The organism is Arthrobacter sp. LAR12-1-1.1, from assembly GCF_040676555.1.
GTDB lineage: Bacteria > Actinomycetota > Actinomycetes > Actinomycetales > Micrococcaceae > Arthrobacter.
Window position 1 is genome coordinate 503,278 of record NZ_JBEGIG010000023.1, and the last position, 26,356, is coordinate 529,633.

Annotated in this window: 24 protein-coding genes; 20 read left to right on the forward strand and 4 right to left on the reverse strand. The window is 68.8% G+C overall.

The window, feature by feature from the left end; translation table 11 throughout:
• Positions 1-62 precede the first annotated feature (62 nt).
• The 4 genes from MRBLAR12_RS15225 (at position 63) to MRBLAR12_RS15240 (ending at position 5,234) form a co-directional block, all read left to right on the forward strand.
• Complete coding sequence (locus MRBLAR12_RS15225; protein WP_229993991.1) at positions 63-680, forward strand: alpha/beta hydrolase; 618 nt, start codon at positions 63-65, stop codon at positions 678-680.
• Between the two features lie 129 nt (positions 681-809).
• The gene (locus MRBLAR12_RS15230) at positions 810-1,901 is read left to right on the forward strand and encodes a LacI family DNA-binding transcriptional regulator (RefSeq protein WP_364746926.1); all 1,092 of its coding nucleotides are present in this window, start codon (positions 810-812) and stop codon (positions 1,899-1,901) included.
• Positions 1,902-2,065: 164 nt separating this feature from the next.
• On the forward strand, positions 2,066-2,809 hold the full coding sequence (locus MRBLAR12_RS15235; protein WP_364746928.1) for an HAD family hydrolase: 744 nt from the start codon (positions 2,066-2,068) through the stop codon (positions 2,807-2,809).
• Between the two features lie 94 nt (positions 2,810-2,903).
• Positions 2,904-5,234 carry a glycoside hydrolase family 65 protein gene (locus MRBLAR12_RS15240; RefSeq protein ID WP_364746930.1) on the forward strand — a complete coding sequence of 777 codons (2,331 nt, stop codon included), beginning with the start codon at positions 2,904-2,906 and terminating at the stop codon, positions 5,232-5,234.
• A 103-nt stretch (positions 5,235-5,337) separates the two neighbouring features.
• Here MRBLAR12_RS15240 and MRBLAR12_RS15245 read toward each other — a convergent pair whose 3' ends face one another.
• Positions 5,338-6,711, reverse strand: a complete 1,374-nt coding sequence (locus MRBLAR12_RS15245) for an MFS transporter (RefSeq protein WP_364746932.1) — start codon at positions 6,709-6,711, stop codon at positions 5,338-5,340.
• A gap of 125 nt (positions 6,712-6,836) precedes the next feature.
• On the opposite strand from MRBLAR12_RS15245, the gene MRBLAR12_RS15250 reads away from it, so the two are divergent.
• The 7 genes from MRBLAR12_RS15250 (at position 6,837) to MRBLAR12_RS15280 (ending at position 16,768) form a co-directional block, all read left to right on the forward strand.
• On the forward strand, positions 6,837-7,727 hold the full coding sequence (locus MRBLAR12_RS15250) for a hypothetical protein (protein WP_364746934.1): 891 nt from the start codon (positions 6,837-6,839) through the stop codon (positions 7,725-7,727).
• A complete protein-coding gene (locus MRBLAR12_RS15255; protein WP_364746936.1) occupies positions 7,718-8,467 on the forward strand; it encodes a 5-oxoprolinase subunit PxpA in 750 nt (249 codons plus the stop codon). The genes MRBLAR12_RS15250 and MRBLAR12_RS15255 overlap by 10 nt, the downstream gene beginning before the upstream one ends.
• A gap of 96 nt (positions 8,468-8,563) precedes the next feature.
• Positions 8,564-12,274, forward strand: a complete 3,711-nt coding sequence (locus tag MRBLAR12_RS15260; RefSeq protein WP_364746938.1) for a nitrate reductase subunit alpha — start codon at positions 8,564-8,566, stop codon at positions 12,272-12,274.
• Positions 12,274-13,992, forward strand: coding sequence for a nitrate reductase subunit beta (gene narH, locus MRBLAR12_RS15265; protein WP_229993983.1), 1,719 nt, complete (start codon positions 12,274-12,276; stop codon positions 13,990-13,992). The genes MRBLAR12_RS15260 and narH overlap by 1 nt, the downstream gene beginning before the upstream one ends.
• The gene (gene narJ, locus MRBLAR12_RS15270; RefSeq protein ID WP_229993982.1) at positions 13,989-14,609 is read left to right on the forward strand and encodes a nitrate reductase molybdenum cofactor assembly chaperone; all 621 of its coding nucleotides are present in this window, start codon (positions 13,989-13,991) and stop codon (positions 14,607-14,609) included. The genes narH and narJ overlap by 4 nt, the downstream gene beginning before the upstream one ends.
• Before the next feature lie 2 nt (positions 14,610-14,611).
• A complete protein-coding gene (gene narI / locus MRBLAR12_RS15275) occupies positions 14,612-15,454 on the forward strand; it encodes a respiratory nitrate reductase subunit gamma (protein ID WP_229993981.1) in 843 nt (280 codons plus the stop codon).
• Positions 15,455-15,544: 90 nt separating this feature from the next.
• Positions 15,545-16,768, forward strand: coding sequence for an MFS transporter (locus tag MRBLAR12_RS15280; RefSeq protein WP_229993980.1), 1,224 nt, complete (start codon positions 15,545-15,547; stop codon positions 16,766-16,768).
• Between the two features lie 23 nt (positions 16,769-16,791).
• Here MRBLAR12_RS15280 and MRBLAR12_RS15285 read toward each other — a convergent pair whose 3' ends face one another.
• The gene (locus tag MRBLAR12_RS15285) at positions 16,792-17,997 is read right to left on the reverse strand and encodes a DUF445 domain-containing protein (protein ID WP_414645521.1); all 1,206 of its coding nucleotides are present in this window, start codon (positions 17,995-17,997) and stop codon (positions 16,792-16,794) included.
• Between the two features lie 183 nt (positions 17,998-18,180).
• On the opposite strand from MRBLAR12_RS15285, the gene MRBLAR12_RS15290 reads away from it, so the two are divergent.
• The 5 genes from MRBLAR12_RS15290 (at position 18,181) to MRBLAR12_RS15310 (ending at position 21,066) form a co-directional block, all read left to right on the forward strand.
• Positions 18,181-19,080: a glycerophosphodiester phosphodiesterase gene (locus tag MRBLAR12_RS15290; RefSeq protein WP_229993978.1), complete on the forward strand. Its 900-nt coding sequence runs from the start codon at positions 18,181-18,183 to the stop codon at positions 19,078-19,080.
• Positions 19,081-19,179: 99 nt separating this feature from the next.
• Positions 19,180-19,626, forward strand: coding sequence for a DoxX family protein (locus MRBLAR12_RS15295; protein ID WP_229993977.1), 447 nt, complete (start codon positions 19,180-19,182; stop codon positions 19,624-19,626).
• Positions 19,623-20,393 carry an AzlC family ABC transporter permease gene (locus MRBLAR12_RS15300; RefSeq protein WP_229993976.1) on the forward strand — a complete coding sequence of 257 codons (771 nt, stop codon included), beginning with the start codon at positions 19,623-19,625 and terminating at the stop codon, positions 20,391-20,393. The genes MRBLAR12_RS15295 and MRBLAR12_RS15300 overlap by 4 nt, the downstream gene beginning before the upstream one ends.
• Positions 20,390-20,701: an AzlD domain-containing protein gene (locus MRBLAR12_RS15305; RefSeq protein WP_229993975.1), complete on the forward strand. Its 312-nt coding sequence runs from the start codon at positions 20,390-20,392 to the stop codon at positions 20,699-20,701. Before MRBLAR12_RS15300 ends, MRBLAR12_RS15305 begins: the two co-directional genes overlap by 4 nt.
• 107 nt (positions 20,702-20,808) lie before the next feature.
• The gene (locus tag MRBLAR12_RS15310; RefSeq protein ID WP_229993974.1) at positions 20,809-21,066 is read left to right on the forward strand and encodes a hypothetical protein; all 258 of its coding nucleotides are present in this window, start codon (positions 20,809-20,811) and stop codon (positions 21,064-21,066) included.
• On the opposite strand, the gene MRBLAR12_RS15315 is transcribed toward MRBLAR12_RS15310, so the two are convergent.
• Positions 21,063-21,479 (reverse strand): YkvA family protein, encoded by a 417-nt coding sequence (locus MRBLAR12_RS15315; protein WP_229993973.1) that lies wholly within the window; start codon positions 21,477-21,479, stop codon positions 21,063-21,065. The two genes, MRBLAR12_RS15310 and MRBLAR12_RS15315, sit on opposite strands and share 4 nt — an antisense overlap.
• A 37-nt stretch (positions 21,480-21,516) precedes the next feature.
• The gene (locus MRBLAR12_RS15320; RefSeq protein WP_229993972.1) at positions 21,517-22,149 is read right to left on the reverse strand and encodes a TetR/AcrR family transcriptional regulator; all 633 of its coding nucleotides are present in this window, start codon (positions 22,147-22,149) and stop codon (positions 21,517-21,519) included.
• Between the two features lie 176 nt (positions 22,150-22,325).
• Between MRBLAR12_RS15320 and MRBLAR12_RS15325 the strand changes: the two genes are divergently transcribed.
• The 4 genes from MRBLAR12_RS15325 (at position 22,326) to MRBLAR12_RS15340 (ending at position 26,352) form a co-directional block, all read left to right on the forward strand.
• Positions 22,326-22,691, forward strand: a complete 366-nt coding sequence (locus tag MRBLAR12_RS15325) for a thiamine-binding protein (RefSeq protein WP_229993971.1) — start codon at positions 22,326-22,328, stop codon at positions 22,689-22,691.
• A 92-nt stretch (positions 22,692-22,783) separates the two neighbouring features.
• Positions 22,784-23,461, forward strand: a complete 678-nt coding sequence (locus MRBLAR12_RS15330; RefSeq protein WP_229993970.1) for an O-methyltransferase — start codon at positions 22,784-22,786, stop codon at positions 23,459-23,461.
• Positions 23,462-23,680: 219 nt separating this feature from the next.
• Positions 23,681-24,787 (forward strand): acyl-CoA dehydrogenase family protein, encoded by a 1,107-nt coding sequence (locus MRBLAR12_RS15335; RefSeq protein WP_229993969.1) that lies wholly within the window; start codon positions 23,681-23,683, stop codon positions 24,785-24,787.
• Entirely contained in the window at positions 24,781-26,352 is a 1,572-nt protein-coding gene (locus MRBLAR12_RS15340; RefSeq protein ID WP_364746944.1) for a bifunctional PIG-L family deacetylase/class I SAM-dependent methyltransferase, read from the forward strand. Before MRBLAR12_RS15335 ends, MRBLAR12_RS15340 begins: the two co-directional genes overlap by 7 nt.
• Positions 26,353-26,356: the final 4 nt, after the last annotated feature.

Below are 26,356 nucleotides of genomic sequence, written 5' to 3' on the forward strand. Positions count from 1 at the left end.
TCAAGGACGCTGCGCCAAGCATGCTGCGCGGAGCCCGAGCCCGCGCTGGATAGGCTGGGCCCATGGAGACGGTCGTCTGGTCAAAACCCGAACACGAACGCGCCGGCACGCCGCTGCTGGTGATGCTGCACGGCTACGGCACGGACGAGTTGCGGATGTCCAAGCTGTTCGGTTCCCTGCCGCCGGAGTTCAGTTGCGCCGCCCTGCGCGGGCCCAAGGACATCGGAGACCACCACGGCTGGTTCCTTTTGGATTACTTCCTCACCCACGACTTTGCCGATGTCATTGCCTCCACGAACGCGGTCTTCGCCTGGATCGAGTCCGTCAAGTCCCGGCACAGCAGCGTCAGCCTGTTCGGATTTTCGCAGGGGATGGCCATGGCCAGCACGCTTCTGCGGCTCCGGCCTGACCAGTTCCGCGCGGTGGTCGGGCTCTCGGGTTTTGTCCTGGACAACGAACTCCTGACTATGAGCGAATCCTTCACCTCCCGCCCGCCGTTCTTTTGGGGCAGGGACAGGGCCGACGTCGTGATTAACGACGCCGCCGCCGAACACACCGAGGAGTGGCTGGAGCAGAACACCCAGCTCACGGCCCGGACGTACCCCGGCATGGGACATTCGATTTCCAAGGCCGAACTCGTGGACGTCAGTGCGTTCCTGCGGCACTACGTACTGCGCTGACCAGACGCTGAGCAGCCGCCGCCCGCCCGCAGTCCTGGACGCCGTCCCGCCGGCCGCCCAAACACCCACCCGACATGGGACCATCCACTTGCATGCCAAATTTGTAAGCGCTTACAATCGACCTCGGCCATGAACACCGGGCCCACTACTTCGGGGGGAGAAAGGGCTGAGCCCGTGCCGCAGGCCAAGACCTCGCGCGTGAGAATCCAGGACGTCGCCGCGCTCTCCGGGCTCTCCATCTGCACCGTCTCCCGTGCACTCCGGCAGCTTCCCAACGTCTCGGCACAAGCCAAGGCAAGGGTCGGTGCCGCGGCAGCCCAGCTGGGCTACAAGGCCTCGGCGGCAGCATCCCGGCTGGCCGGCGGCAACACCGGTTCCGTGGCCATCATCGCCCCGACCGCCACGGCATGGTTCTTTGCCCGGGCGGTGGAAGCGGCCGAGGAAGTCTTTGCCGACAGCGGCTATGACACCGTCCTGATCAGCCTCCGGAACCGGCCCAGCCTGCAGCAGAAGCTTTTCGGCGACCTCGCGGGCCTGGCGCAGCGCGTGGACGGTGTGCTGCTGCTCAACATCGGCCTCGGTGAGGCCGACATGGCCGCGCTCGCAGGGTCGGGCCTCGCCGTGGCCAGCGTCGGGATGCACGGCGTGCCGTGGGACAACGTGGGGATCGACAACGCGGAAGCCGCCCGCGCCGCCACCAACCACCTGCTGGAACTGGGCCACCGGGACATTGCAATCCTCGCCGGCAGCGAAACCGGTGCGCCCTCCCTCGTGACCGCCAGCGAGCGGCGGCGGGGCTTCGAGCAGGCCCTGGCCGGCCACGGCCTCGAGGTCGATCCGGACCTCGTGCTCGACGCCGGCTCCAGCATCGAAGGCGGCCGGCTGGCCATGGTGGAGCTCGTGGAAAACCGCAGAATGCCGTCCGCGATCTTCGCCGGCTGCGACGAGACAGGGTTCGGAGCGCTCATGGCGATGCGGGAGTTCGGTTTGTCAGCGCCGGAAAACGTGTCCATCATAGGAATAGACGATCATCAGATGAGTTGGTTCCTGGGCCTGACCACTATTGCCCAGCCAGTGGCCGACCAGGGCGCTTTCGCGGCCACCCTGCTGATTGAAAGACTTCATTGCTCGGGACTTCCCAATCCGCCCCTTGCCGGTCCGCCGTCGAACCATCTGCTGGACACCAAACTGCTGGAACGCACCAGCACGCGCCGCCGCTGATCCGGACGGCGCCCGCCGCCGGAACGACCCCAAACACAGCAGCAAAGGCCGGGGCCGCCGTCGCAACGGACAGCGCTTGGACCGACTGCCCTGCACTGACTGCCTTAGACCATAACTTTGATCAAACCGTCTTGCCTGCCCGTTGTCTGAAAGGACTTTGACTCATGACTGTAGTTCCCGACACCTCCGGCCTCGCCGGTGCGCTCTCCGGCGCATCCGCCATCCTTTTTGACCTCGACGGCGTCCTGACGCCCACCGCGGTGGTACACGAGCAGGCCTGGAAGCAGCTCTTCGACGGCTTCCTGGCCTCGGTCCCTGAGGCTGCGCCGTACCGTGAGAGCGATTACTTCGACCACATCGACGGCAAGCCGCGCTTCGACGGCGTCCGAGACTTCCTGGCCTCCCGCGGGATTGTGCTGCCCGAGGGTCCGGCGGACGACGAGCCCGCGCATGACACCGTCCATGGGCTGGGCAACCGCAAGAACAAGGTCTTCAACGACATCGTCGAGGCCGGCGGAGTCCAGCCCTACGAGGGCTCCGTCCGGCTTGTCGACGCAGCACTGGCCCGCGGACTCAAGCTCGCCGTCGTCTCCTCTTCGCGCAATGCCCCTGCTGTGCTCAAGGCTGCCGGGCTCTCCGATTACTTCCCCGTGGTGGTCGACGGCGTCGTCGCCGTCACCCAGGGGCTGCCCGGCAAACCCAGCCCGGCCACCTACGAATACGCCGCCCGGCTCCTGGATCTGCCGAGCCAGGACTGCGTCGTGGTGGAGGACGCCGTCTCCGGCGTCCAGGCCGGCAGCGCGGGAGACTTCCGCTCGGTGATCGGCGTCGACCGCGGAGCCGGCCGGCAGACGCTGCTCGACGCCGGGGCCACGGTTGTGGTCAACGACCTCGCCGAACTGCTCTAGCTCTGCGACGGCTTCCGCCGCCTAACACCTCATCCCTCCCGGCTCCCACCGCCTAGCCCACTGCCCACTCCCGCCGAAGGAACCCCCTAAAACCATGGCTCTCATCACCTCGGACCGCGCCCGGTTCCCCAACGATCCCTGGCAGCTGGTCGAGACCGTCCATCTCCCCGGCAATGCCGGCACCTTGGAGACCCTGTTCAGCCTCGGCAACGGGCACCTGGGCATCCGCGGCGCGCATTGGGGCGCCGCTGATGCCGAACTTCCCGGCAGCTTCATCAACGGCTTCCACGAGACCTGGGACATCAAGCACGCGGAAAACGCCTACGGCTTCGCCCGCACCGGCCAGCGGATCCTCTACGTCCCGGATGCCAACAACTTCACCGTCATCATCGACGGCGAGCCGTTGAGCCTGGACGAGTCCACGGTGCTGGACTACCGCCGCTCGGTCGATTTCGCCACGGGTATCTACGAGTGCCGGATCACGTGGCAGTGCCGCTCCGGCGCGACCGTGACCACCACCGAACGCCGTGCCGTCGGCTACGAATCCCGCGGCGCGCTGGGCATCAGCCTCGAAGTGGCGGCGGACCGGGATATCTCCGCCGACGTCACGTCCTCGGTCATCAACCGCCAAGACCAGCCGGTGGACGACCACTCCGCCCACGATCCGCGCCGCGCCGGCCGCCACGCCGGGCGCGTGCTGCTGCCGCTGAGGCTCGACGGCGGGGACGGCTCCCTGCGCCTGTCCTGGGAAGCCTCCGAATCCAAGCAGCGGCTCGGGATGGCCGTGGACCACTGGACCTCGGCCGGGGTGCAGCCGTTCGACACCCAGGTGGACCAGGACGACAGCAGCGTCCGCTTCGTGCTCGCCGTCAGCGCGGACGTACCGTTCGTGCTGGAGAAGAGCGTCAGCTACGCCGTGGGCCAGGCCGCCGAGGACCTCGCGGACAGCGCCGAAGCCAGCCTCAAGCCGGTCAGCGAGATCTTCACCCAGAGCGAGGACTACTACCGCGGCTACTGGAGCACAAGCGACATCGTGGTGGCGGGCCAGACCGAGCTCCAGCAGGGCATCCGGTGGAACCTCTTCCAGCTCGCACAGGCCACTGCCTGCGCCGATGTGGCCGGCATCCCGGCCAAGGGCGTATCCGGCTCCGGCTACGACGGCCACTACTTCTGGGACCAGGAAGTGTACCTGCTGCCCTACCTGACCTACACGAACCCAGGCAACGCCCGCCAGGTCCTGGAATTCCGCCACGACCTGCTGCCCGAGGCGAAGATCCGCGCCAAGGAGCTCAGCGTGGACGGCGCCCTCTTCCCCTGGCGCACCATCAACGGACTCGAGGCCAGCGCCTACTACGCGGCAGGCACCGCGCAGTTCCACATCGCCGCCGCGATCGCGTTCGCGACCAACCGGTACATCTGGGCCAGCGGGGACACCGAGTTCCAGGACACCCTGGGCTCCGAGCTGCTGATCGAGACCGCCCGGATGTGGGCGTCCCTGGGCTTCTTCGGCAAGGACGGGCTCTTCCACATCCACGGCGTCACCGGCCCCGACGAGTACACCGCCGTCGTCAACGACAACCTGTACACAAACGTCATGGCGCGGTTTAACCTGCGCGCCGCGGCGGCGCTGGACCACCCGGAGATCGACGACGCCGAACGCGAGTTCTGGGAGCAGGCCGCCAACCGGATGCAGCTGCCCTACGACGAAGACCTCCAGGTCTACTCCCAGGACAACGACTTTATGACCCTGGAGCCGTGGGACTGGACCACGCCACGGTCCAAGTACCCGCTCCTGCTGCACTTCCACCCGCTGGTGATCTACCGGCACCAGGTCCTCAAGCAGGCGGACAGCGTGCTGGCCATGTTCCTGCAGTGGCAGGACTTCACGGCCGAGGAAAAGCGCCGCGCGTTCGACTTCTACGACCCCATCACCACCGGCGACTCCACGCTGTCCGCCTGTGTCCAGGGCATCATGGCGGCCGAGGTCGGCTACGGCAAGGCTGCGCTGGACCACTTCACCCACGCCCTGTTCATCGACCTCGACGACACCCACGGCAACACGATCGACGGCGTCCACATCGCCAGCACCGGCGGGGTGTGGAGCTCGCTGGTCAGCGGCTTCGCCGGTCTGCGGGACCAGGGCGCGGTGCCGTACTTAGATCCGCGGCTGCCGGCCGAATGGGACGGACTCGAGTTCCACCTGAAGATCCAGGGCAGGCTCCTGCACATCGGGCTGGAGCAGGGCTCGATCAGCCTGACCGTCCGTGAGGGCGCGCCGCTGGAGGTCGACGTGCGCGGGGAACTGCTCACCGTCGACGGCAACCCGGCCCGGGTTCCGCTGGCGCCCGTCACGGACCCGGAGCCCACCATCTTCCCCAGCGGCCTTCCCACGGCGTCGATCCCGGTGGTGCGCGCCGCGGTCTGAGCCCCCGCGGCCTGAGGCGCCGGTGCCCTGACGGTGCGGGCGTCCGGTTTGCGGCGGTCGCCGCGGGGGCAGATGAGGGCGGATCGGCGGCGTCGATCCGCCCTTAACTGCCCGCCAGACCGTCCTCGGCGGGTTCTTCCGCGCCGCTGGATTGTTCTGTTTCACGGGCCTCTTCGGCGCCGCCGGCGAGCGGATGGGCCAGCTCGTCGGCCGGCATCCGCGCCACCACCATCGCGACGGCGGCCATCACCGGACACACGGTTCCCGCGACGAGGAAGATCAGCCACAGCGGCAAGACTTCGGCGGCCGGTCCGGCCAGTGCCATGGAGACCGGCATGAGGGCCAACGACACGAAGAAGTCCAGGCTCGAGACGCGGCCCAGCAGATGCGGCGGCACACGGCGTTGCAGCAGGGTTCCCCAGATCACCATGCCCACGCTGCCGGTGGCGCCGAAAACGAACAGTGCGGCGGCCACGGCCCAGAAACTGTCCATGATTCCGATGGCGGCGATCGGCAGGCTTCCCAATCCCCATGACACCATCATCACGGTGAGGTAGCGGCGAGGGAGGGGAAAAGAGGCCGTGGCCAGCGAGGCTGCGGCGCCGCCGACGCCCATGATGGCGAGCAGGAAGCCGAACATGCGCGCGTCCCCGCCGAGCTGGTCCCGGACCACGAACGGGATGAGGACCTCGATGGGGCCGATCAGGAACAGCACTGAAATGCAGGCCCAGAGCAGCGTCCACAGCAGCCAGGGCGTGCGGACGGTATAGCTGACGCCCTCGCGGAGGTCGTGGCGCAAGGACTTCTTGGCCCGCGTCTGGCCTGAAACGTTGGCCCCGCCGCCGGCCGTACCCTCGCTGCCCACTGTGCCCGGCGCCCCTGCCGCGGGCTGGCGGTGGAGGAAGTTCAGGATGCAGAAAGCCAGCAGGTGGCAGACCGCCACACCGGTGACGGCGTACGCGGGGGACATGGCCGCCACCAGGACCCCGGCAACGGCCGGCCCGGCGGCCTGCTGCAGGATCGGCCGCATGGTCCCCTCCAGGCCGTTGGCCGCCAGCAGGTCCTCGGGCGGCAGGATCCGCGGCAGGATGGCGGAATAGGCGGGGAAGAAGAACGCCGCCCCGACGCCGAGCACGAAGGCCCCCAGCGCCAGATGCCAGAGCTGCAGCAAACCGGCCATGGCCAGCGCGCTGATGCTGGCGATGACGGCGAGGTTGGCGCCCTCGACCGCGATGATCAGCAGCCGCTGGGGGACGCGGTCCGCGGCGATGCCGCCGGCCAGCAGAAATGCCACGAGCCCGACGCTGCCCGCCGCGGCCACGAGCGAGAGTTCCAGCGGACCGCCGCCGAGATAGATCACCTCGTAGACCATCGCAACGGCCCACATCCCGGAACCGAAGATGGAGATGGCCAGCGCCGTGATCAGCACGCGGTACTCCCGGTGCGCGAAGGGGCTGAGGGCTCGCAGGGCGGGCATGGGCCCAGTCTAGTAGCCGGCCACGCGGCCGGACCGGAGGGGTGCGCCGGCCCCGGGGCTGGGTCTGGCCGGCCCGTGTGTAGTGTTAAGTGCACTTAGTTTTATGGTTCCGACGAGAGGCGATCATGGCCAAGCGCAGCAACCCGGCAATGAAGATTGCCCAGGAAACAGCCCACAGCGCGATGTTCGACGCCGCAGGCCAGCCCCGGCCCGGCCTGCACAAGGTGCTCCTGCGCGCGGTTGAAGTCCAGCGGCCCCTGGTGCTGGCCAATATCCGCAGGCTCCAGCGCAGGCACCCGCACGCCACCGCGGCGCAGCTCGCCGCCATCCTGGAACGCGACTACCTGCTGGCCGTCACCGGCGGCGGCGCGCTGGTGGGCGGGGCGGCCGTGATTCCGGGCGTCGGAACTGCCGCCGCACTCGGTCTCTCGGCCGCCGCAGCCGTCGGGTTCCTCGAAGCCACCGCACTGTATTCCACAGCGCTCGCTGAACTGCACGGCGTGCGGATGGTGGATCCGGACAGAGCCAGCACCCTGGTCATGGCGATCATGCTGGGAGAGGAAGGCACCCAGCTGCTGAGCTCGCTGAGCGGACAGGCGGCGGGCCGGGGCAAGGGGCCCACCCAGGCCTGGGCCGCGGCCTTCACCCGGCGCGTCCCCCTCGCCGGCTTCGGTGCCGTGCGGGCCAAGATCCAGACGATGTTCCTGCGCTCCCTCCTCAAGACCCAGGGCACAGCCTGGCTGGGCCGTGCCCTGCCCTTCGGCATCGGCGCCGTCGTAGGCGGAGTGGGCAACCGGGTGATGGGCCATGCGGTCGTGGCGAACGCCAAGGAAGCCTTCGGGCCCATCCCGGACACGATCCCGGGAGAACTGCAGGCCTTGGCAGAAACCACCGGGCCGCTCGCGCTCTACGAAACTTCCCTGGACACGCCACCGGGGACGACGCCGGACAGCGGCACCCCGAGCAGCGGCACCCCGAACAACCCAACGAAGGGCGGCGGCACGTTTTGGATCTGAACGCTGACCTGGGGGAGTCCTTCGGGACCTGGACCATGGGCGACGACGCCGCGATGTTTCCGCTTGTCACGAGCGCCAGCGTGGCCTGCGGGATGCACGCCGGCGACCCTGTGACCATGCTCGACACCTGCCGGGCCGCCTACGAGCTCGACGTCAACGTCGGCGCCCACCTTGGCTACCCGGATCTGGCCGGCTTCGGCCTGCGCTCGCTGGACATGACCTTCGATGACCTGTTCGGCGCGGTGCTGTACCAGCTCGGCGCGCTCGACGGCGTTGCCCATGCCGTGGGCGCCTCGGTGGACTACGTCAAGCTGCACGGGGCGCTCTATGACCGCACCGTGCGCGACGCCGAGCAGGCCTCCGCAGTGATCGCCGCCATCCAGGCCTACGATCCCGGACTGCCCGTCCTGGGCTTCCCCGGCTCAGCCTTGCTGCAAATCGCCCGGGACGCCGGACACCCCGTCTTCGCCGAAGCCTTCGCCGACCGCGCCTACCTCCCGGACGGCACCCTCGTGCCGCGCACGGAGGAAGGCGCCGTGCTGCTCGACGCCGGACAGGTCGCCGAGCGGGCGGTCAGGCTCGCCACGAAGGGCGAGGTCGAGGCGGTGGACGGATCGGTGATCGCGGTGAGGGCTAATTCGCTCTGCCTGCACGGGGACACGCCCGGCTCCGTCAGCGTTGCCGCCGCCGTGCGGGCCGCGCTGGAGGCCGCCGGCGTGGAGCTGGAGAGTTTCGCCTGACCCGCGGCCGGGCAGCCCCCAAACCGGCACCGGCCGGCGTGCGCACCGTGTCCTAAGGCCCTATCCGGGCCAGAAAGTGCATCCTAGCTTGAAGGCATGACTGCCGGAGGCGCCGCGGGGTTGGACGGACCCGCCTCGGATGCAATGTTGAAATTGGGCCGATTTTTCACGAAATGGGACCAGACCGACGACGGCAGGGCGGTGTTCCGGGAAGGCGGCCGCAAGGGCGACATCTTTTACCGGGACCGGTGGAGCCACGACAAGGTGGTCCGGTCAACCCACGGGGTGAACTGCACGGGCTCGTGCTCCTGGAAGGTGTACGTCAAGGACGGCATCATCACCTGGGAATCCCAGCAGACCGACTACCCCTCGGTGGGCCCGGACAGCCCGGAATACGAGCCGCGGGGCTGCCCCCGCGGGGCGGCCTTCTCCTGGTACACCTATTCGCCCACCCGGGTGCGCTTTCCCTATGCCCGGGGTGTCCTCATCGAGATGTACCGCGAGGCCAAGGCGCGGCTGGGTGACCCGGTGCTGGCCTTTGCCGACGTCGTGGGGGACCCGGCGCGGCGCCGCCGCTACCAGCAGGCCCGCGGCAAGGGCGGCCTCGTGCGCGTCTCGTGGCAGGAGGCGATCGAAATTGCCGCCGCCGCGCACGTGCACACCATCAAGGCCTACGGGCCGGACCGCTGCGCCGGCTTCTCGCCCATCCCGGCCATGTCCATGGTCTCGCACGCCGTCGGGACCCGCTTCATCCAGCTGATCGGCGGGGTGATGACGTCCTTCTACGACTGGTACGCGGACCTGCCCGTGGCCAGCCCGCAGGTGTTCGGGGACCAGACCGACGTCCCGGAATCGGGGGACTGGTGGGACGCCCGGTACCTCATGATGTGGGGCTCCAACGTCCCCGTGACCCGCACCCCGGACGCGCACTGGATGGCCGAGGTGCGGTACCGCGGCACCAAGGTGGTCACGGTCAGCCCGGACTATGCGGACAACACGAAGTTCGCCGACGAATGGCTGCCCGCCCAGGCCGGGACGGACGCCGCGCTGGCGATGGCCATGGGGCACGTGATGCTCAAGGAATTCTTCGTCGAGCGCGACGTGCCGTTCTTCACCGACTACGTCCGCCAGTTCACCGACCTGCCGTTCCTGGTCCGGCTGGAACGGCGCGACGACGGCTCCCTCACCCCGGCCAAGTTCCTCACCGCCAAGGATCTTCCAGACGAGGCCGGGGCCGAGGACGCGGCCTTCCGCACCGTCCTGTTCGACAAAGCTACCGGCCGTCCGGCCGTGCCGAATGGCTCTTTGGGGTTCCGCTACTCCGGCAGCGGCGAGGGCAAATGGAACCTGGACCTTGAGGGGATCGAACCGGCCCTGTCGCTCCGCGAGGTCTCCGGGGACAGCGCCGAGATCCTGCTGCCGTGCTTCGAGGACGCCGGCGGGAACGGCAGCGTGCTCCGCCGCGGTGTTCCCGTCCTGGAACTGGATGGCCAGCTGGTCACCACCGTGTTCGACCTCATGCTTGCCCAGTACGGGGTCGGCCGGGACGGGCTCCCGGGGGAGTGGGCCGCCGGCTATGATGACGCCGCGACGCCCTACACCCCGGCCTGGCAGGAGGAGATCACTTCCGTCCCGGCACAGGCCTGCATCCGGGTGGCCCGCGAATTCGCCCGCAACGCCGAGCAGTCCAAGGGCCGGTCCATGATCATCATGGGCGCCGGGATCTGCCAGTGGTTCCACGGCGACACCACCTACCGCGCCGTGCTGGCCCTCGTGATGCTGACCGGCTGCATGGGCCGCAACGGCGGCGGCTGGGCACACTACGTGGGGCAGGAAAAGACCCGGCCCGTCACGGGCTGGCTGTCGCTGGCGAACGCACTGGACTGGTCCCGGCCCCCGCGGACCATGATCGGCACCGGCTACTGGTACATGCACACGGACCAGTGGCGGCAGGACGGCTACTCCGCGGACGCGCTGAAGTCCCCGCTCTCCACCGGAAGCCTGGACGGCATGCATACCGCGGACGCGCTGGCCCAGTCCGCGCGGCTGGGCTGGATGCCGTTCTACCCGCAGTTCGACCGGAACCCGCTGGACCTCGCGGACGAGGCGGAAGCCGCCGTCGGCGCCGGCACCGCGAAGGATACTCCCGGCTACATCGCTGACGCGCTGAAGAACCGTACCCTGAATCCGGCAATCGAGGACGTGGACGCCCCGGAAAACTGGCCGCGGACCCTCGTGTTGTGGCGTTCGAACCTGTTTGGCTCCTCGGCCAAGGGCAACGAGTACTTCCTCCGGAACCTGCTGGGCACCCACAACAATGTCCTGGGCCCGGACCATGCCGAGGGGCTCAGGCCCAAGGACGTGAAATGGCACGAGCAGGCACCGGAAGGGAAACTGGACCTCCTGGTCTCAGCGGACTTCCGGATGACCTCCACCACCCTGCTCTCCGACGTCGTGTTCCCGGCCGCCACCTGGTACGAGAAGCACGATCTGTCCTCCACCGACATGCACCCGTTCGTCCACGCCTTCAGCCCCGCGATCGACCCGCCGTGGGAGACCAAAACGGACTTCGACGCCTTCCACCTGCTGGCCCAGGAGTTCTCCCGGCAGGCCAAAACCCACCTGGGCGTCCGCCGGGACCTGGTGAGCGTGCCGCTGCAGCACGACACACCTGGCCAGCTCGCCCAGCCGGGCGGGATCGTGCGGGATTGGCGGGACATGTCCATTCCCGCGGTCCCGGGGCAGAACATGCCCATTTTTTCCGTCGTGGAGCGCGACTACACCGCCATCGCCGACAAGCTGGCCGCCGTCGGGCCGCTGGCTGACAAACTCGGCTTCACCGTCAAGAACGTCACCTACAAACTCCAGGGGCCGCTGGAGAGGCTCAGCCGCTCCAACGGGGTGATGCTCGGCGGCGCCGCGGACGGCCGCCCGGCGATCGACACTGACGCGAAAATGGCGGAGGCGATCCTGGCCTTCTCCGGCACCACCAACGGCGCGCTGTCAGTCCAGGGCTTCAAGGACCTGGAAGTCCGCACCGGGAAGAAACTGGCGGACCTGGCCGAGGGCTCCGAGGAAAAATTCATCACCTTCGCCCAGACCCAGGCCGCCCCGGTGCCGGTGATCACCTCGCCGGAATGGTCCGGCTCCGAGACCGGTGGCCGGCGCTACGCACCCTTCACCATCAACGTGGAACGACTCAAGCCCTTCCACACCCTGACCGGGCGAATGCACTTCTTCCTCGACCACGACTGGATCCGGGACATCGGCGAGGCCCTGCCGATCTACCGGCCGCCGCTGGACATGCACCGGCTCTTCGGCGAGCCCAGACTCGGCCAGGACGGCTCCATGGAGGTGGTGGTCCGCTACCTGACCCCGCACTCCAAGTGGTCCATCCACTCCGAATACCAGGACAACCTGCTGATGCTCTCGCTCTCCCGCGGCGGACCCACGGTCTGGATGAGCCCCGCCGACGCGGCAACCATCGAGGTCAAGGACAACGACTGGGTGGAGTGCCTGAACATCAACGGCGTCCTGGTGGCCCGGGCGATCGTCAGCCACCGGATGCCGGCCGGCGTGGTGTACGTGCACCACGCGCAGGAACGCACCATCGACGTGCCGAAGTCCGAGGCCACCGGCCGGCGCGGCGGCATCCACAACTCCGTGACCCGGCTGCTGGTCAAACCCTCGCACCTGATCGGCGGTTACGCCCAGCTGGCCTACGCGTTCAACTACCTTGGCCCCACCGGAAACCAGCGCGACATGGTGGCCACCGTCCGGCGTCGTTCCCAGGAGGTGCAGTACTGATGCGTGTCATGGCTCAAATGGGCATGGTCATGAACCTGGACAAATGCATCGGCTGCCACACCTGTTCGGTGACCTGCAAGCAGGCCTGGACCAACCGTGCGGGCACCGAATACGTCTGGTTCAACAACGTCGAGACCCGCCCCGGCCAGGGCTATCCGCGCCGCTACGAAGACCAGGAGAAGTGGCACGGCGGCTGGGCGCTGAACAAGCGCGGCAAGCTGGTGCTCAGGGCCGGCGGCCGGGTCAAGAAGCTCTTCGGGATCTTCGCCAGCCCCGTCCAGCCCGAGCTCAAGGACTACTACGAGCCCTGGACCTACGACTACAAAACCCTCGTGGACGCGCCGCTCGGCGACGACTTCCCGGTCGCCCGGCCCAAGTCCCTGATCACCGGGGAGGACACCAAGATCACCTGGTCCGCGAACTGGGACGACGACCTGGGCGGCTCCGCCGAGAACGGCCACCTGGATCCGATCGTGGAAAAGGTCCGGCGGGAATCCGAAGACAAGATCAAGTTCGCCTACGAACAAACCTTCATGTTCTACCTCCCCCGGATCTGCGAGCACTGCCTGAACCCCTCCTGCATGGCCTCGTGCCCCTCGGGAGCGATCTACAAGCGCGTGGAGGACGGGATTGTGCTGGTGGACCAGGACAAGTGCCGCGGCTGGCGCCAGTGCGTCACGGGCTGCCCCTACAAGAAGATCTACTTCAACCACAAGACCGGCAAAGCCGAGAAGTGCACCTTCTGCTACCCGCGGGTGGAAGTGGGGCTGCCGACGGTCTGCTCGGAGACCTGCGTGGGACGGCTGCGGTATTTGGGGCTGTTTTTGTACGACGCCGACGCCGTCACCGCTGCGGCGTCCGTCACTGACCCCCAGGAACTCTACGACGCCCAGATGGACGTGCTCCTGGACCCGAACGACCCAGCCGTCCAGGCCGAGGCCCGGGCCCAGAATATCCCGGAAGACTGGATCGACGCCGCCCGGCGCTCGCCGGTCTACGCCCTGGCCAAGGTCTACAAGGTGGCCCTGCCGCTGCACCCGGAATACCGGACCATGCCGATGGTCTGGTACGTGCCGCCGCTCTCGCCCGTTGTGGACCTGCTGCGCGACCAGGGGCACGACGGCGAGGACGCCGGCAACCTCTTCGGCGCCATCGACGCGCTGCGCATCCCGGTGGAATACCTCGCCGAACTCTTCACCGCCGGAGACACTGAACGGGTCGCCGCGGTGCTCAGGAAGCTCGCGGCCATGCGGTCCTTCATGCGCGGCATCAGCCTCGGCAACGACCCGGACGACGCCATCCCCGAGGCCGTGGGGATGGACAGCCAGAGCATGTACGAGATGTACCGGCTGATGGCGATCGCGAAGTACGAGGAGCGCTACGTCATCCCGAAGGCGCATGTGGAGCAGGCCCACGACCTCGAAGAGATGGGCTGTTCGCTCGATTTCGAGGGCGGGCCCGGCATGCAGGATTCGGCCCCGTTCGGCGAAGCCAGCGGCAGGCCCGTCCCGGTGGCGGTGGAAACCTTCAACGCCCTCCGCGACCGGCAGACCTCCGGCTCCGCGCCCGGCGAAAGCACCCTGCGCGGCAGGGTGAACCTGCTGAACTGGGACGGCACAGGCGCCCCCTCCGGGCTGTTTCCGGAAAAACCGCCTCCCATGAAACCGTCGGCCCCCGAGGACTCCCCGGACTCTCCTCCGGCGGGGGAACAGCCATGACCCGCCGCCAGCAGGTCCTCTACCTCGCCGCGGCGTGGTGCCTGTCCTACCCGGATGAGGAACTGATCGGCCGGGTTCCGCTGATGCGGGCCGCGCTGGCCGAGTTCCCGGGGGCCGCGGCGGACTTCGTGGAGGTCCTGGACCGGCTGGAGTCCACACCGCCCATTCAGATCCAGGCCCAGTATGTGCGCGAGTTCGACCTCGGCAAGCGCCACGCCCTGCACCTGTCCTACTGGACTGACGGGGACACCCGGCGCCGCGGCGAGGTCCTGGGCAACTTCAAGAAGACCTATCGGCAAAGCGACATCCTGGTGGACACGCACGGCGAACTGCCGGACTACCTCCCGATGGTCCTCGAATACGCCGCGCTGGTGGACCTCGCGGCCGGCCGCGAGTTGCTGACGCGCTTCCGGGCGAGCCTTGAGATGCTCCGCTTCGGGCTGCTCCGGGACGAGCTCCCGCACGCCCGGATCCTGCAGGCCGTCTGCGCCACCCTGTCGGGGAAATCACCGGCCGACGAGCAGGCCGTCATGCGGATGGCCGGCTACGGCCCACCCACCGAGGCCGTGGGCCTGGACCCCTACGATCCGCGGCTGCTGCCCGTGAAGGGGGCCTGACCATGCTGGCATTCGAAGCCGAGACCGGATCCGCCGTCGACATCTCCGCACTGGATATCCTGCTGTGGGGCGTGCTGCCGTACGTCATGGTGGTGGTCCTTGTTGGCGGGCTGGTCTGGCGTTACAAATACGATCAGTTCGGCTGGACCACGAGGTCCTCCCAGCTGTACGAGTCCAGGCTGCTGCGGATCGCGTCCCCGCTGTTCCATTTCGGCCTGCTCGCCGTGATCGCCGGCCACTTCTTCGGTCTCGTCATTCCGATGGCGTGGACCCAAGCGGCTGGGATGAGCCAGGAGTTCTACCACTTCAACGCTCTGTTCGTCGGCGGTGTGGCCGGGGTAGGGACCCTGGGCGGGATCATCCTGCTGATCTACCGCCGCCGCACCACCGGGCCCGTCTTCATGGCCACCACCGGGAATGACAAGACCATGTACGTGGTGCTGACGGCGGCGATCGTCTTCGGGCTGTGGACCACGCTGGCCAGCGTCTTTGAGGGCGAGCACGGGCACAATTACCGCGAGACCGTCGCCCCGTGGTTCCGCTCGCTGTTCATCTTCCAGCCCGACATCGCGGCCATGGCCGGGGCGCCGTTTTCCTTCCACCTGCACACCCTGGTGGGCATGGCGCTGTTCGTGATCTGGCCGTTCACCCGGCTGGTCCACGCCTTCACGGCACCGTTCCACTACCTCTTCCGCCCCTACATCGTCTACCGCTCGAGGGACCGGGACACCGGCGGAGCCGGAGCCAAAGGGACAGCCGGCGCCGCCGGTGCCCGGAACCCGGTCGGCGCGCGGCGGGGCTGGTCCGCCGTCGGGACCCGGGACCGCGACACCAGGAACCGGTGAACACCTGCGATTCCTGACCTGCACTGCTGAACTGCATTCTGAACTGAACGTTGCCGAACCGAACGTTGCCGAACCGAAAAGGAGACCACCGTGGCCGGAGCAGTGTCCCCTTTCGTCGCCGCCCCCGCCGGCCGGACGCTCAACCTGGCACTCGCCACCTCGGCGTCGGTGGCGTGCTTCTGGGCCTGGAACTCCATCGCCACGCTCGGCGCGTACTACACCCAGAACCTGCACCTCAATCCGGCCACCACCGGGGTGCTGGTGGCCATGCCCGTCTTCGTTGGCTCGCTGGGACGGATCGTCGTCGGCACCTTGACGGACAAGTACGGCGGGCGCGCCATGTTCACCTTTGTCCTGCTGGCCTCCATCATCCCGATCCTGCTGGTGGCGGTGGGCGGCACCATCGACTCCTTCGCGCTGGTGCTGGGCGCCGGACTGTTGCTCGGGGTCGCCGGCACGGTCTTCGCCGTCGGGATCCCCTTCGTCAGCGCCTGGTACGAGCCCGCCCGGAGGGGCTTTGCCACCGGTGTCTTCGGCGCGGGCATGGGCGGAACGGCGCTGGCGGCCTTCCTGAACCCGCGGCTTGTCGCGAGCATCGGCTACGTTCCCACGCACGTGCTGATCGCCGCGATCCTGGCGTGCATGGCCGCCCTCATCTGGTTCCGAATGAAGGAGGCGCCGGGCTGGACCCGCAGCAACGCGCCCGTGATGCCCAAGCTGCTCGACGCCGTGAAGACCCCGGTCACGTGGAAGCTGTGCTTTCTCTACGCCGTCCTCTTCGGGGGTTTCGTTTCCTTCGCCACGTATCTGCCCACCTACCTCCGGGATGTCTACAGCTTCGATCCCAGCGCGGCCGGCGCCCGCACCGCAGGGTTTGCGCTGGCCGCCGTGCTGGCGCGGCCCCTGGGCGGGGTGCTCGCGGACAAGGTCGGCCCCAAGCCAGTGGTGATCGTAGCGCTCGCCGGCGTCGCGGCGCTCGCCTGGGTGGTGAACCTGCAGCCCGACGGCGACGTCCCCGCCGGCCTGACGTTCGTCGCCATGGCCGGCGCGCTCGGCCTGGGCACAGGCGGGGTGTTCGCCTGGGTGGGTGTGCTCGCGCCGCAGGGCAAAGTGGGCAGCATCAGCGGGGTGGTCAGCGCCGCCGGAGGACTCGGCGGCTACTTCCCGCCGCTGATCATGGGTGCCACCTACGACGCCGCAGCGCACAGCTACGCGATCGGGCTGCTGCTGCTCGTGGTGACAGCGCTCGGGGCGCTGGCCTTCACGATCTTCGCCATGCAGGGCCGGACCAAGGCGGAGGTCGCCGCTGCCTGACCGGAGCCGGGACCGGAGGGTAGCTAGCCGAACAGCATGTTGGCCACCGTGAAGATGGCCAGCCCGGCCAAGGCGCCCACCACCGTGCCGTTGATCCGGATGAACTGCAGGTCCCTGCCCACCTGCAGTTCGATCTTCTGGGACGTTTCCTCGGCGTCCCAGCGGGCCACGGTGTCCGTGATGACCCCCGCGATGTCCGAGCGGTAGGTCTTTACGAGGTAGCCCGCCGCGTCGCCGATCCAGGCGTTCACCTTGCCGGCGAGCTCGGGATCGACCACCAGCCGGGTGCCGAAGTCATGTATGGCTGCCTTGAATTTGACGGTCAGTTCGCTGTGCGGGTCATCGACGGCGGTGAGCAGGGCCGTCTTGATGGTGTCCCAGGTGCGGGAGGCGAGCTCCCGGACCTCGGGGTCGCCGAGCACCTGCGCCTTGATGCCCTCGGCACGGGCGATCATCACCGGATCATGCTGCAGATCCTGCGCCAGGTCCTTGAGGTACTTATCGATCGACAGGCGGACCTGATGCTGCGGATCGGACTGTACGGCGCGGGTGAACTTGAGGATCTCCACGTACACCTTGTCCCCAACCAGGCCGTCCACGAACGACGGTACCCACGTCGGGGACCGGTCGGTGACCAACCTGTTGACCGTCTCCTGGTTGTCCCGCACCCAGTCCACCGTCCGGTCCACGAGCACGTCCACCAGTGCGTGGTGGTGCCCGTCGTCGAAGATCCGCTCAGCGAGCCGGCCCACGGGCGGCCCCCACGGCGGGGTGAGCAGGTGCTTGCGGACCATGGATTCGATCACGGCCTTGACGTCGTCGTCGTTGAGGACCTTGAACGCGCCGCGGATGACGGCGGCACCCTCCTTGGCGACGCGGTCCGGGCCGCCGGGGCTGGAGAGCCAGGCGCCGGCCTTGCGCGCAATGTCCGCGGACGCCAGCTTTTCCTGGACCACCTGTTCGGAGAGGAAATTGGTCTCCACGAATTCGCCCAGCGAGGCGCCGATCTGGTCCTTGCGGCGCGGGATGATCGCGGTGTGCGGGATCTTGATTCCCATGGGGTACTTGAACAGGGCCGTAACGGCAAACCAGTCCGCCAGGGCACCCACCATGCCGCCCTCGGCCGCGGCGCGGACGTACTCGAGCCCCGGATACTGCTTCTGCAGGGCAAACGCGACGACGAAGATCACGGCCATGACGATCAGGAGCGCCAGGGCCAGGAGCTTCATCCGGCGCAGCGCCGCGGCCTTCTCGGCGTCGCTGGACGCAGCGGCACGCTGTCCGGGGGGACCATCCGGGCGGACACCGCCCGGAAGTCCCGCGGCACCGGTCAGGGATGTTGGCTCAGTATTCACCTGCATGAGCCCAGCCTAGTCCCGCCACGGAAACGGGCCGTCCGCTAACGTGGCACCATGACGACTGACGAGTCCGCCGCCGCCCGTCCTCTGGTCTATGCCCACCGCGGCTCCAGCGGAGCCTTCGCCGAGCACACCCGGGCCGCGTACCTGCAGGCAATCGCCGACGGCGCCGACGGTGTGGAATGCGATGTCCACCTGACCCGGGACCAGCACGTGGTGCTCCTGCACGATGCCACCCTGGACCGCACCTCGGACGGCACCGGCCAGGTGGCCGACCGGACCCTGGAAGAGCTCCGGCCGCTGGACTTCTCCTCCTGGAAGGGAGCCCGGATCCCGGAAGCCTACGGTGCCAAGTCCGAGCAGCTCCTGACCCTGCCGGAACTGATCGACATCCTGCGCGGGGCGGGCCGCGGGATCGGACTGGCGATCGAGTTCAAGCACCCGAGCCCGTACCAGCTCGGACTCGAGGACCGCGTCCTCGAGGTCCTGAGGGACGAAGGCTGGAATCCGCGGACGTCGATGCTGGACAAGATCGTCGTTTCCTTCATGAGCTTTAGCCCCGACTCCGTCAAGCACCTTCTCGAGTCCGTGCCGGCAGGGGCCGTCTGCCAACTCGTGGACAACGTCAATGTGGCGGACATCAGGGAGGAACTGGGCCTCGGTGCCCTGACCGGCGGGGCCCTGGCCAACGTGATGAAGGCCGCCCAGGCGGAGGGCGAACGGATCCTGGATGGGGCTGAGGCGGGCATTGCCGGCCCCGGAATCGGGTACGTCCGCGCGCACGCCCCCACCGTTCAGCGCTGGCTCGCCTCGGGGCTCCGGTTCCGGGTGTGGACGGTCGACGCCGAGGACGACGTCGAACGGTGCCGGGAACTGGGGATCCACGAGATCACCACAAACTGGCCGGCCCAGGTCCTGTCCCAGCTGATGTCGGTCAGTCCGCCCCTCCGCTAAGAGCCCGGCCGCGCTGCGGAGCTGGGGCGGATTCCTGCGGAAACCGTTACGCGCCCCGGCGGATTACGGCCGGAGTGACCGCTGTGGTTGAGTGGTTGCATGCCATTTCGCTGGTCCGGCCCGGACCTCCAGACCCTGTCCGCGGCAGCGATGTGCGCGCTGCTGCTCACGAGCGCCGCCAAGCACTTCCGCGAACCCGAATTTTTCCACCCGGTGGTTCCCGACATCCTGTGCCGGGACGACTCCGGTGAGCAGCCGAACGGCCCCCTGGCCGTCCTGTCCCGGGAGGAATGGGTGGCGGCGAGCGGGCTGCTGGAAGCCGCTGTCGCCGTCGGGCTCCTGATCCCGGCCACCCGGAGGGCCGCCGCCGGCGCCGTCACGGCACTGTTCACCGCGTTTCTTTCCGGCCACGTGGACGCCCTGCGCCGGGCCTACGGGGCAGACGGCACGCCGCGCGCGCGACGCGTGCATACCTTGCGGCTCCCGCTCCAGGCGCCCCTCATCGCGTGGGCCTGGACTCTGACGCGGCGGAACCCGCGCCCGTGAAAATCCTGCAGTCGCCGGCAGTGCGGATCGGCTTGTCGATCAGCATTGCCACCGGTCTCTACGGCGTCTCCTTCGGCGCACTGTCCGTCACCTCGGGCCTGGATTTCTGGCAGACCATGGCCCTGAGCCTGCTGCTGTTCAGCGGCGGATCCCAGTTCGCCTTCATCGGCGTGGTGGCCGGCGGCGGGTCCGGAATCGCCGCGATGGGCGCCGCGACGCTGCTGGGCATGCGCAACGGCATCTACGGCATGCAGATCAACGCCCTGTTGCAGCCGCGCGGGTGGCGCAAGTTTGCCGCCGCCCAGCTGACCATCGACGAGTCGACCGCCACCAGCACGGGGCAGACGGACCCGGACGAGCAGAAGCGCGGCTTCTGGACAGCCGGAATCGGTGTCTTCGTCCTCTGGAACCTGTTCACGGCCCTCGGCGCACTGGCCGGCGGGGCACTCGGGGATCCCAAACAGTGGGGGCTCGACGGCGCCGCCGTGGCGGCCTTCCTGGGCCTGCTCTGGCCCCGCCTGAAAGGCAGGGAGCCTGTCGCCATCGCGGTTGTCTGTGCGCTGGCCACCGTGCTGGCCGTGCCGTTCGTGCCCCCGGGAGTGCCGATCCTCGTCGCCGCCGTCGTCGCGGCCGGAATCGGCTGGTTCAGCCACGGCCGCAGCGACGAGGGCCTGGAACCGGACGTCGATCCCTACGCGGAGAACCACGTGCACCACCACCACGACCCCGCCGGCGACCACCGCGATCGCACTGGAGACGACGCATGAACCTTTGGATGTGGCTGCTGCTCTCCTGCCTGCTCGCCTACACCTGGAAGCTGCTGGGCTACCTGGTGCCAGCCAGCCTGCTCCGCAACCCGCGGATGTCCAGGATTGCCGGCACCATGACGATCGGGCTGCTGGCGTCCCTGACGGTGGTCAATGCCGTCGCCTCGGGCCAGTCGCTTGTCCTGGACGCGCGGCTGGGTGCATTGGCGGCGGCGGGCATCGCTTTGTGGTTGCGGGCGCCGTTCCTGGTGGTGGTGATCGCCGGCGCGGCGGCGGCCGCCGGGCTCCGGCTGCTGGGCTGGGATTGACCCGCCCAGGGGACCCCTAGCGGTGCTGCTCGGCGATCCGATTGCGGTACGGCCGGAATGGTCTTTAGTCCCTACTTGGCGCGGGGATCGCGTGGGAGCATTCGAACATGAGCGAACACGACGGCGAGCAGGCGGCTGCCGACCAGCCGGCTGCGGAGCATGAAGCTGCGGAGCATGAAGCTGCGGAGCAGGAGGTCGCGGAGCCACGCAAGGATCAGAGGTCCAAGCAGCACGAGCCGTTCGTTTCTGGAGGGGCTGAGTCCACCAGGGAAATGCGCGAAATGTCCCGCCGTCGCCGGGAAGCCGAAGAGAAGCTGCAGCACCACCTTCTCGAAGCCAAGGAAAAGCCGGCCGAGGACGCTTAGACTGGCGTCCCGAGCCCGGCGAGCCGCAGCATGACGGCCAGGCCCTCCGGGGTTCCAGGCCAGTGGCGCCGGACGGCGTCGCCCCCCGCGCGGGCTACCACCGAGCGCAGCACCAGAGCCACTATCACGACGTCGTCCGCGTAGCCGATCACCGGTATGAAGTCCGGTACGAGGTCGATCGGGGAGGCCAGGTAGACGAGCAGGAGCGCCAGCCGGACCCGGACCCCCACCGCCACCGAACGGTCGGCCAGCAAGCGCCGGATGAGCCGAAGAAGGTCCGGCAGCAGCCGCAAAGCATCCTTCATGGTGACGGTCTCGGGGTGCCGGCGGGCATAGCCCCACAGCAGCAACAGCAGGACCGCATAGACCACCAGTACACCGCCGACTACCCCGGCAAGGGTTTCCCATCCCATGGGCTAGATCCTATCCACTCTGCCAAGAACGGCGGCCCTAGCCGAGAACGGAGTCGAACGCGGTGCCCGGCAGCGGGGCCTGCGGTGGCAATGCCCGGTCCGGCCGCTCCGTCCGGATGGCGTCCTCGACCAGCGCCACGGGGCGCCGCCAGGCGTCGGAGCCCGGCTCCATCGTGTCGACGGCGCCGATCAGCATGGCCAGCAGGCGGATCATGTCTGTCATGGAAATATCGTTGCGCAGGGTGCCCTGGCCCTGGCCACGGCCCAGCAGCACGGCGATGGATTCAACCAGGCCGCCGGTGATCCCCGCCAGCAGGCCGCGCCGGCCGGCAACAGCTCCCAGGAGGTTGGCCTCTTCGCTGGCAACACGCATCGTGGCATCGATGACCCGAAAGAGTCCGGCTGCGGCGTCCGGATCGGCCAGCGCCTCATCAATGGCCGGATCCACCTGAAGCCGGAGCTGCCTGTTCAGGGCAGCGAGCACCAGTTCTTCCTTGTCGGCGAAGTTCCGGAAGAGGGTGGCCGGACCCACCCCGGCGGTGACGGCAATGGTCTGCAACGGCACCTCGGGGCCGTGTTCGCGGAAGCACTGCCGGGCCGCGGCGATAATTTTGTCCACGTTGCGCGCGGCATCTGCGCGGAGCGGCCTGCGATCTACTGCCCGGTTCATTTGCCTAGGTTAGCAACGCGACGGGTGCGCGAACCTGTTACCGGCGGGTAGTGATTTATGTGACGGTTTCGACGGTTCGCCCGGGCGCTGTCGGGGCGGAATCCCGTGAAAGACTAGTGTCGGACAGCCCTGGAATTTTCGCCCCGCTGTCCGAACTGAGTGAAGGGAACCACCACATGCTGGTCGCATTCTCCGTAGCACCCTCCGGTGACCCCGCCAACGGACAGGCGCCCGGCGACGCGTCGGTCCATGACGCCGTCGCGGCCGCGGTGCGGATCGTCCGCGAGTCGGGTCTGCCCAACCGGACGAGTTCCATGTTCACCGAGATCGAGGGCGAGTGGGATGAGGTCATGGACGTGGTCAAGCGGGCCACAGACGCGGTCGGCGCCTATGGTTCCCGCGTCTCGCTGGTCCTCAAGGCGGACATCCGGCCCGGCTACAGCGGCGAGCTGACCGGCAAGGTGGAGCGGCTCGAAAACGCCATCGACGGGCAGGGCCCCGGCGGCACCGGGCCGCAAATTCCAACCACGCCGGAAACCTAGCGCCGGTCCGCACGCCGGAATCCGGCCCAAAACCGGACGGAAACCGCGCCCGGAGACTACCGCCGGGCGCGGGCGGCTGGAACACTGGGGACATGATCGAGCATCAGTCCACCCCCGGCTGGGTCGCCGTGGAGAACTTCCTCTCCGACGCGGTGGTCCGCCCGGATAGTTCGCTCAAGCGCGCCGTGACCAGCGCCCTCGAGGCCGGCATGCCGCCAATCGAAGTGGCCCCCAACGCCGGCAAACTCCTGAAATTGCTGGTCCAGCTCTCCGGTGCCAGCCGCGTCCTGGAGATCGGCACGCTGGCCGGTTTCAGCACCATCTGGATGGCCCAGGGGCTGCCGGACGACGGCCGTCTGGTCACCTGCGAGTACCTCCCCCTGCACGCCCGCGTTGCGCGCGCGAACGTTGACGACGCCGGCCTGGGCCACAAGGTGGACATCCGGGTCGGCGCGGCACTGGACACCCTGCAGGAGCTGGAAAGCGAGGCGGGACCGCCCTTCGATTTCGTGTTCATCGATGCCGACAAGGAAAACAGCCCCCACTACCTGGACTGGGCCATCCGGCTTGGCCGGCCCGGCACCACCATCGTGGTGGACAACGTCGTGTGGGAAGGCGCCGTGCTGGACGCGTCGATGGACCCGGTGAACGCCCCCGGAATCATCAGCACGCTCCAGATGCTGGGCGATGACCCGCGGTTGGACGGCACCGTCATGCAGACCGTGGGTTCGAAAGGCTGGGACGGCTTCGCCCTCGCGATCGTCCGCTAGGTGCAGGAGGTTGTCCGCCAGGGCGCACGAGCGCCGGTGGCATCGCATGCGTGGGGCCGGCCGGCCAGCAACAAGTGCTAAGTATGCTTAGATTGCTTGTCGACGGCGCCAGCGATGGCGGCGCGGCCGCGGACGCGCAGGACTCCAGCCACGTAGCCAGCCCACACGCCTTCCGCACAGCCCGAATCCGCCCAGTCCGAAGGAACACAGGCAGTCGCAATGAACGGGATCCCCACCGCCCACTACCCCCTACCTGTCAGGATCAGCTCCGCGGCCGCCGCCCTGGACGCGCTCAGCCCCCTGCTGTCCGAGGCACACGCCGCCGTCGGCGATGTCCCGGCGCTGCTGGACCTGGCCAAGGCGGCAGCGGCGACGGCGCCGAAGCCCGGGGACGGCCGGACCGCGTTCCTGTGGGAGATTCTGGCCTCCGTGACCGCCGTCGACGTCGCTGCCGGACGCGTGCTGGAACCGCAACTGGACGCCGTGGCGATCCTCGCCCAGGCCGCAGGCAAGGCGGCACAGGACGGCGGCGACTTCCCGAATCCCGACGGCGCCGAGTTCGAGGGGACCTGGGGGGTGTTCGCCGCCGAGGCGCCCGCCCTGCGGCTTGAGGCCAAGGAATCCGCCGGCGGGTGGATCCTCCAAGGGTCCAAGCCCTGGTGCTCGCTCGCCGCGCAGCTGGACCATGCCGTGCTGACGGCCCATCTGGAGAACGGGGACCGGGCGGCCTTCGCCGTCGACCTCCACGCGCACGGCGTGAGCTTCGCGAATCCGGAGTGGACCAGCCGGGGCTTGCGCGAGATTCCCAGCGGCACCGTCCACTTCGAGGCCGTCCCCGCCGTGCCCCTCGGCGGCGCCGGCTGGTATTACCGGCGCCCGGGCTTCGCCTGGGGCGGCATGGGCGTGGCCGCCTGCTGGCTGGGCGGCGCCGTCGCGGTGGCGCGCAGCTTCACCGCCTCCTTGCAGCAAGCAGCCGACGGCGGACGGGAGCCGGACCAGATAGCCCTGGCCCATCTCGGCGAGATTGACCGGACGCTTGCCGCCCTGACCGCCTACCTGGCCGGAACGGCCGCGAGGATCGACGCCGGGGAGCTCTCGGACCGCGGCGCGTGGAAGGAAGCCCTGCGCGTGCGGGGAAGCGTGGCCGCCGCCGTCGAACGCGTCCAGACGCTCGTGAGCCAAAATCTGGGGCCGGCCCCGCTCGCCTTCGACGAGCGCTACGGAAAACGGATGGCCGATCTCGCCCTGTACATCCGCCAGCACCACGCCATGCGCGACGACGCGCAACTGGGCACCCTGACGCTGACAGGAAGCAACCCATGGTGAATTTCACCCACAACGATGCCGGGACCAGCGAGGCCGCGTGGGCCGGCAGCCGTGCCGCCGGGCTGCCGGAACTGCCGCTGGATGACGCTGCACTCGCCGGCCGGGCCTTCATTGTCCTGGCCGCGCACCCGGACGACGAATCGCTCGGGGCCGGCGGGTTGCTGGCCCGGCTGCACGCCGTCGGCGCCACGGTCCGCGTGCTGCTGTGCACGGCAGGGGAAGGATCGCATCCCGGCTCGCCAACGACGACGCCGGAACAGCTCGCCGCGGTCCGGCTGCAGGAGTTCGGTGACGCCCTGGAACGCCTTTCCGGGGGCGGCGGTGGGGACCGGAACTGGCAGTGCCTTGGCCTGCCCGACGGACAACTCGCCGGGCACCGGGAGCAGATCCGGGCCGCGGTCCGCGAGGCGTCGGCCGCGTGCGGGCGCACCGCCGACAAGACAGTTCTCGTGGCGCCGTACCGCTCCGACGCTCACTCCGACCACGACGTCCTCGGATCCGTTGCCGCAGAGCTCAGCGCCGCGGCGGGCTACGCTTTGCTCGAATACCCTATCTGGTACTGGCTGTGGGCGGCACCAGATGGACCGGAAGACCCGGCCGGCGGGGCATGGCGGGGCTGGTTCCGGCTGCCGCTGCGCCCGGCAGAGCTGCAGGCCAAGGCTGCCGCCATGGCGGCGCATACGTCCCAGGTGCAGCCGCTCTCCGGGCTGCCGGGCGACGAGGTGCTCCTGCCTCCGGACTTCCTGGCGCACTTTGAGCGGACCTGGGAGACATTTGCCTGGCATCCGGCGGACGGCCCGGCCGAAGGCGGATCCGGCGCTGAGGCGAAAGCCCCGGCCGAGGGCGGATCCGCACGCCCCTACGCCGCGGGGGACGCGGAGCGGCTCTTCGATGCGGTCCACGCCAGGGACGAGGATCCCTGGCAGTACACCTCGAGCTGGTACGAGCAGCGAAAGCGTTCCCTCACGCTGGCCGCGCTGCCGGGCGACAGCTACACGGCCGGGCTGGAGATCGGCTGCTCGATCGGGACCCTGAGCGCGGAGCTCGCGCCGCGGTGCGGAAGCTTCCTCGCCGTTGACGCCAGCGGCACCGCCCTGGACCGCGCCGCCCGGCGGCTCGCCCACCTGCCCGCGGCAACGACGCGGCACCTGACAGTCCCGCACGAGTGGCCGGACGGATCATTCGATCTGATCGTGGTCTCAGAGGTGGGTTACTACCTCTCGCCGGCAGAGCTCGCCGGACTGTTCGACCGGATTGAGGGCTCTCTCATGCCTGGCGGGACCCTCGCGCTGTGCCACTGGCGGCACCCCGTTTCCGGCTGGGAACTCGACGGCGACTCGGTCCACGCAGCGGCCCGGCGGCACCTGGGCTGGACCGGCGGCGGGATCTACAAGGAACGCGACTTCGTCCTCGAAGTGTTCCTCGCACCGGACGCCGCACCGGACACCGCACCGGACACCGCACCGGACACCGCACCGGACACCGCGACTCACACCGAGCCGGGCACCGCCCCGGACACCGCGCCTCACACTGAGCCGGACCGCGCCCCCGAACGGACGGGGTGACCCG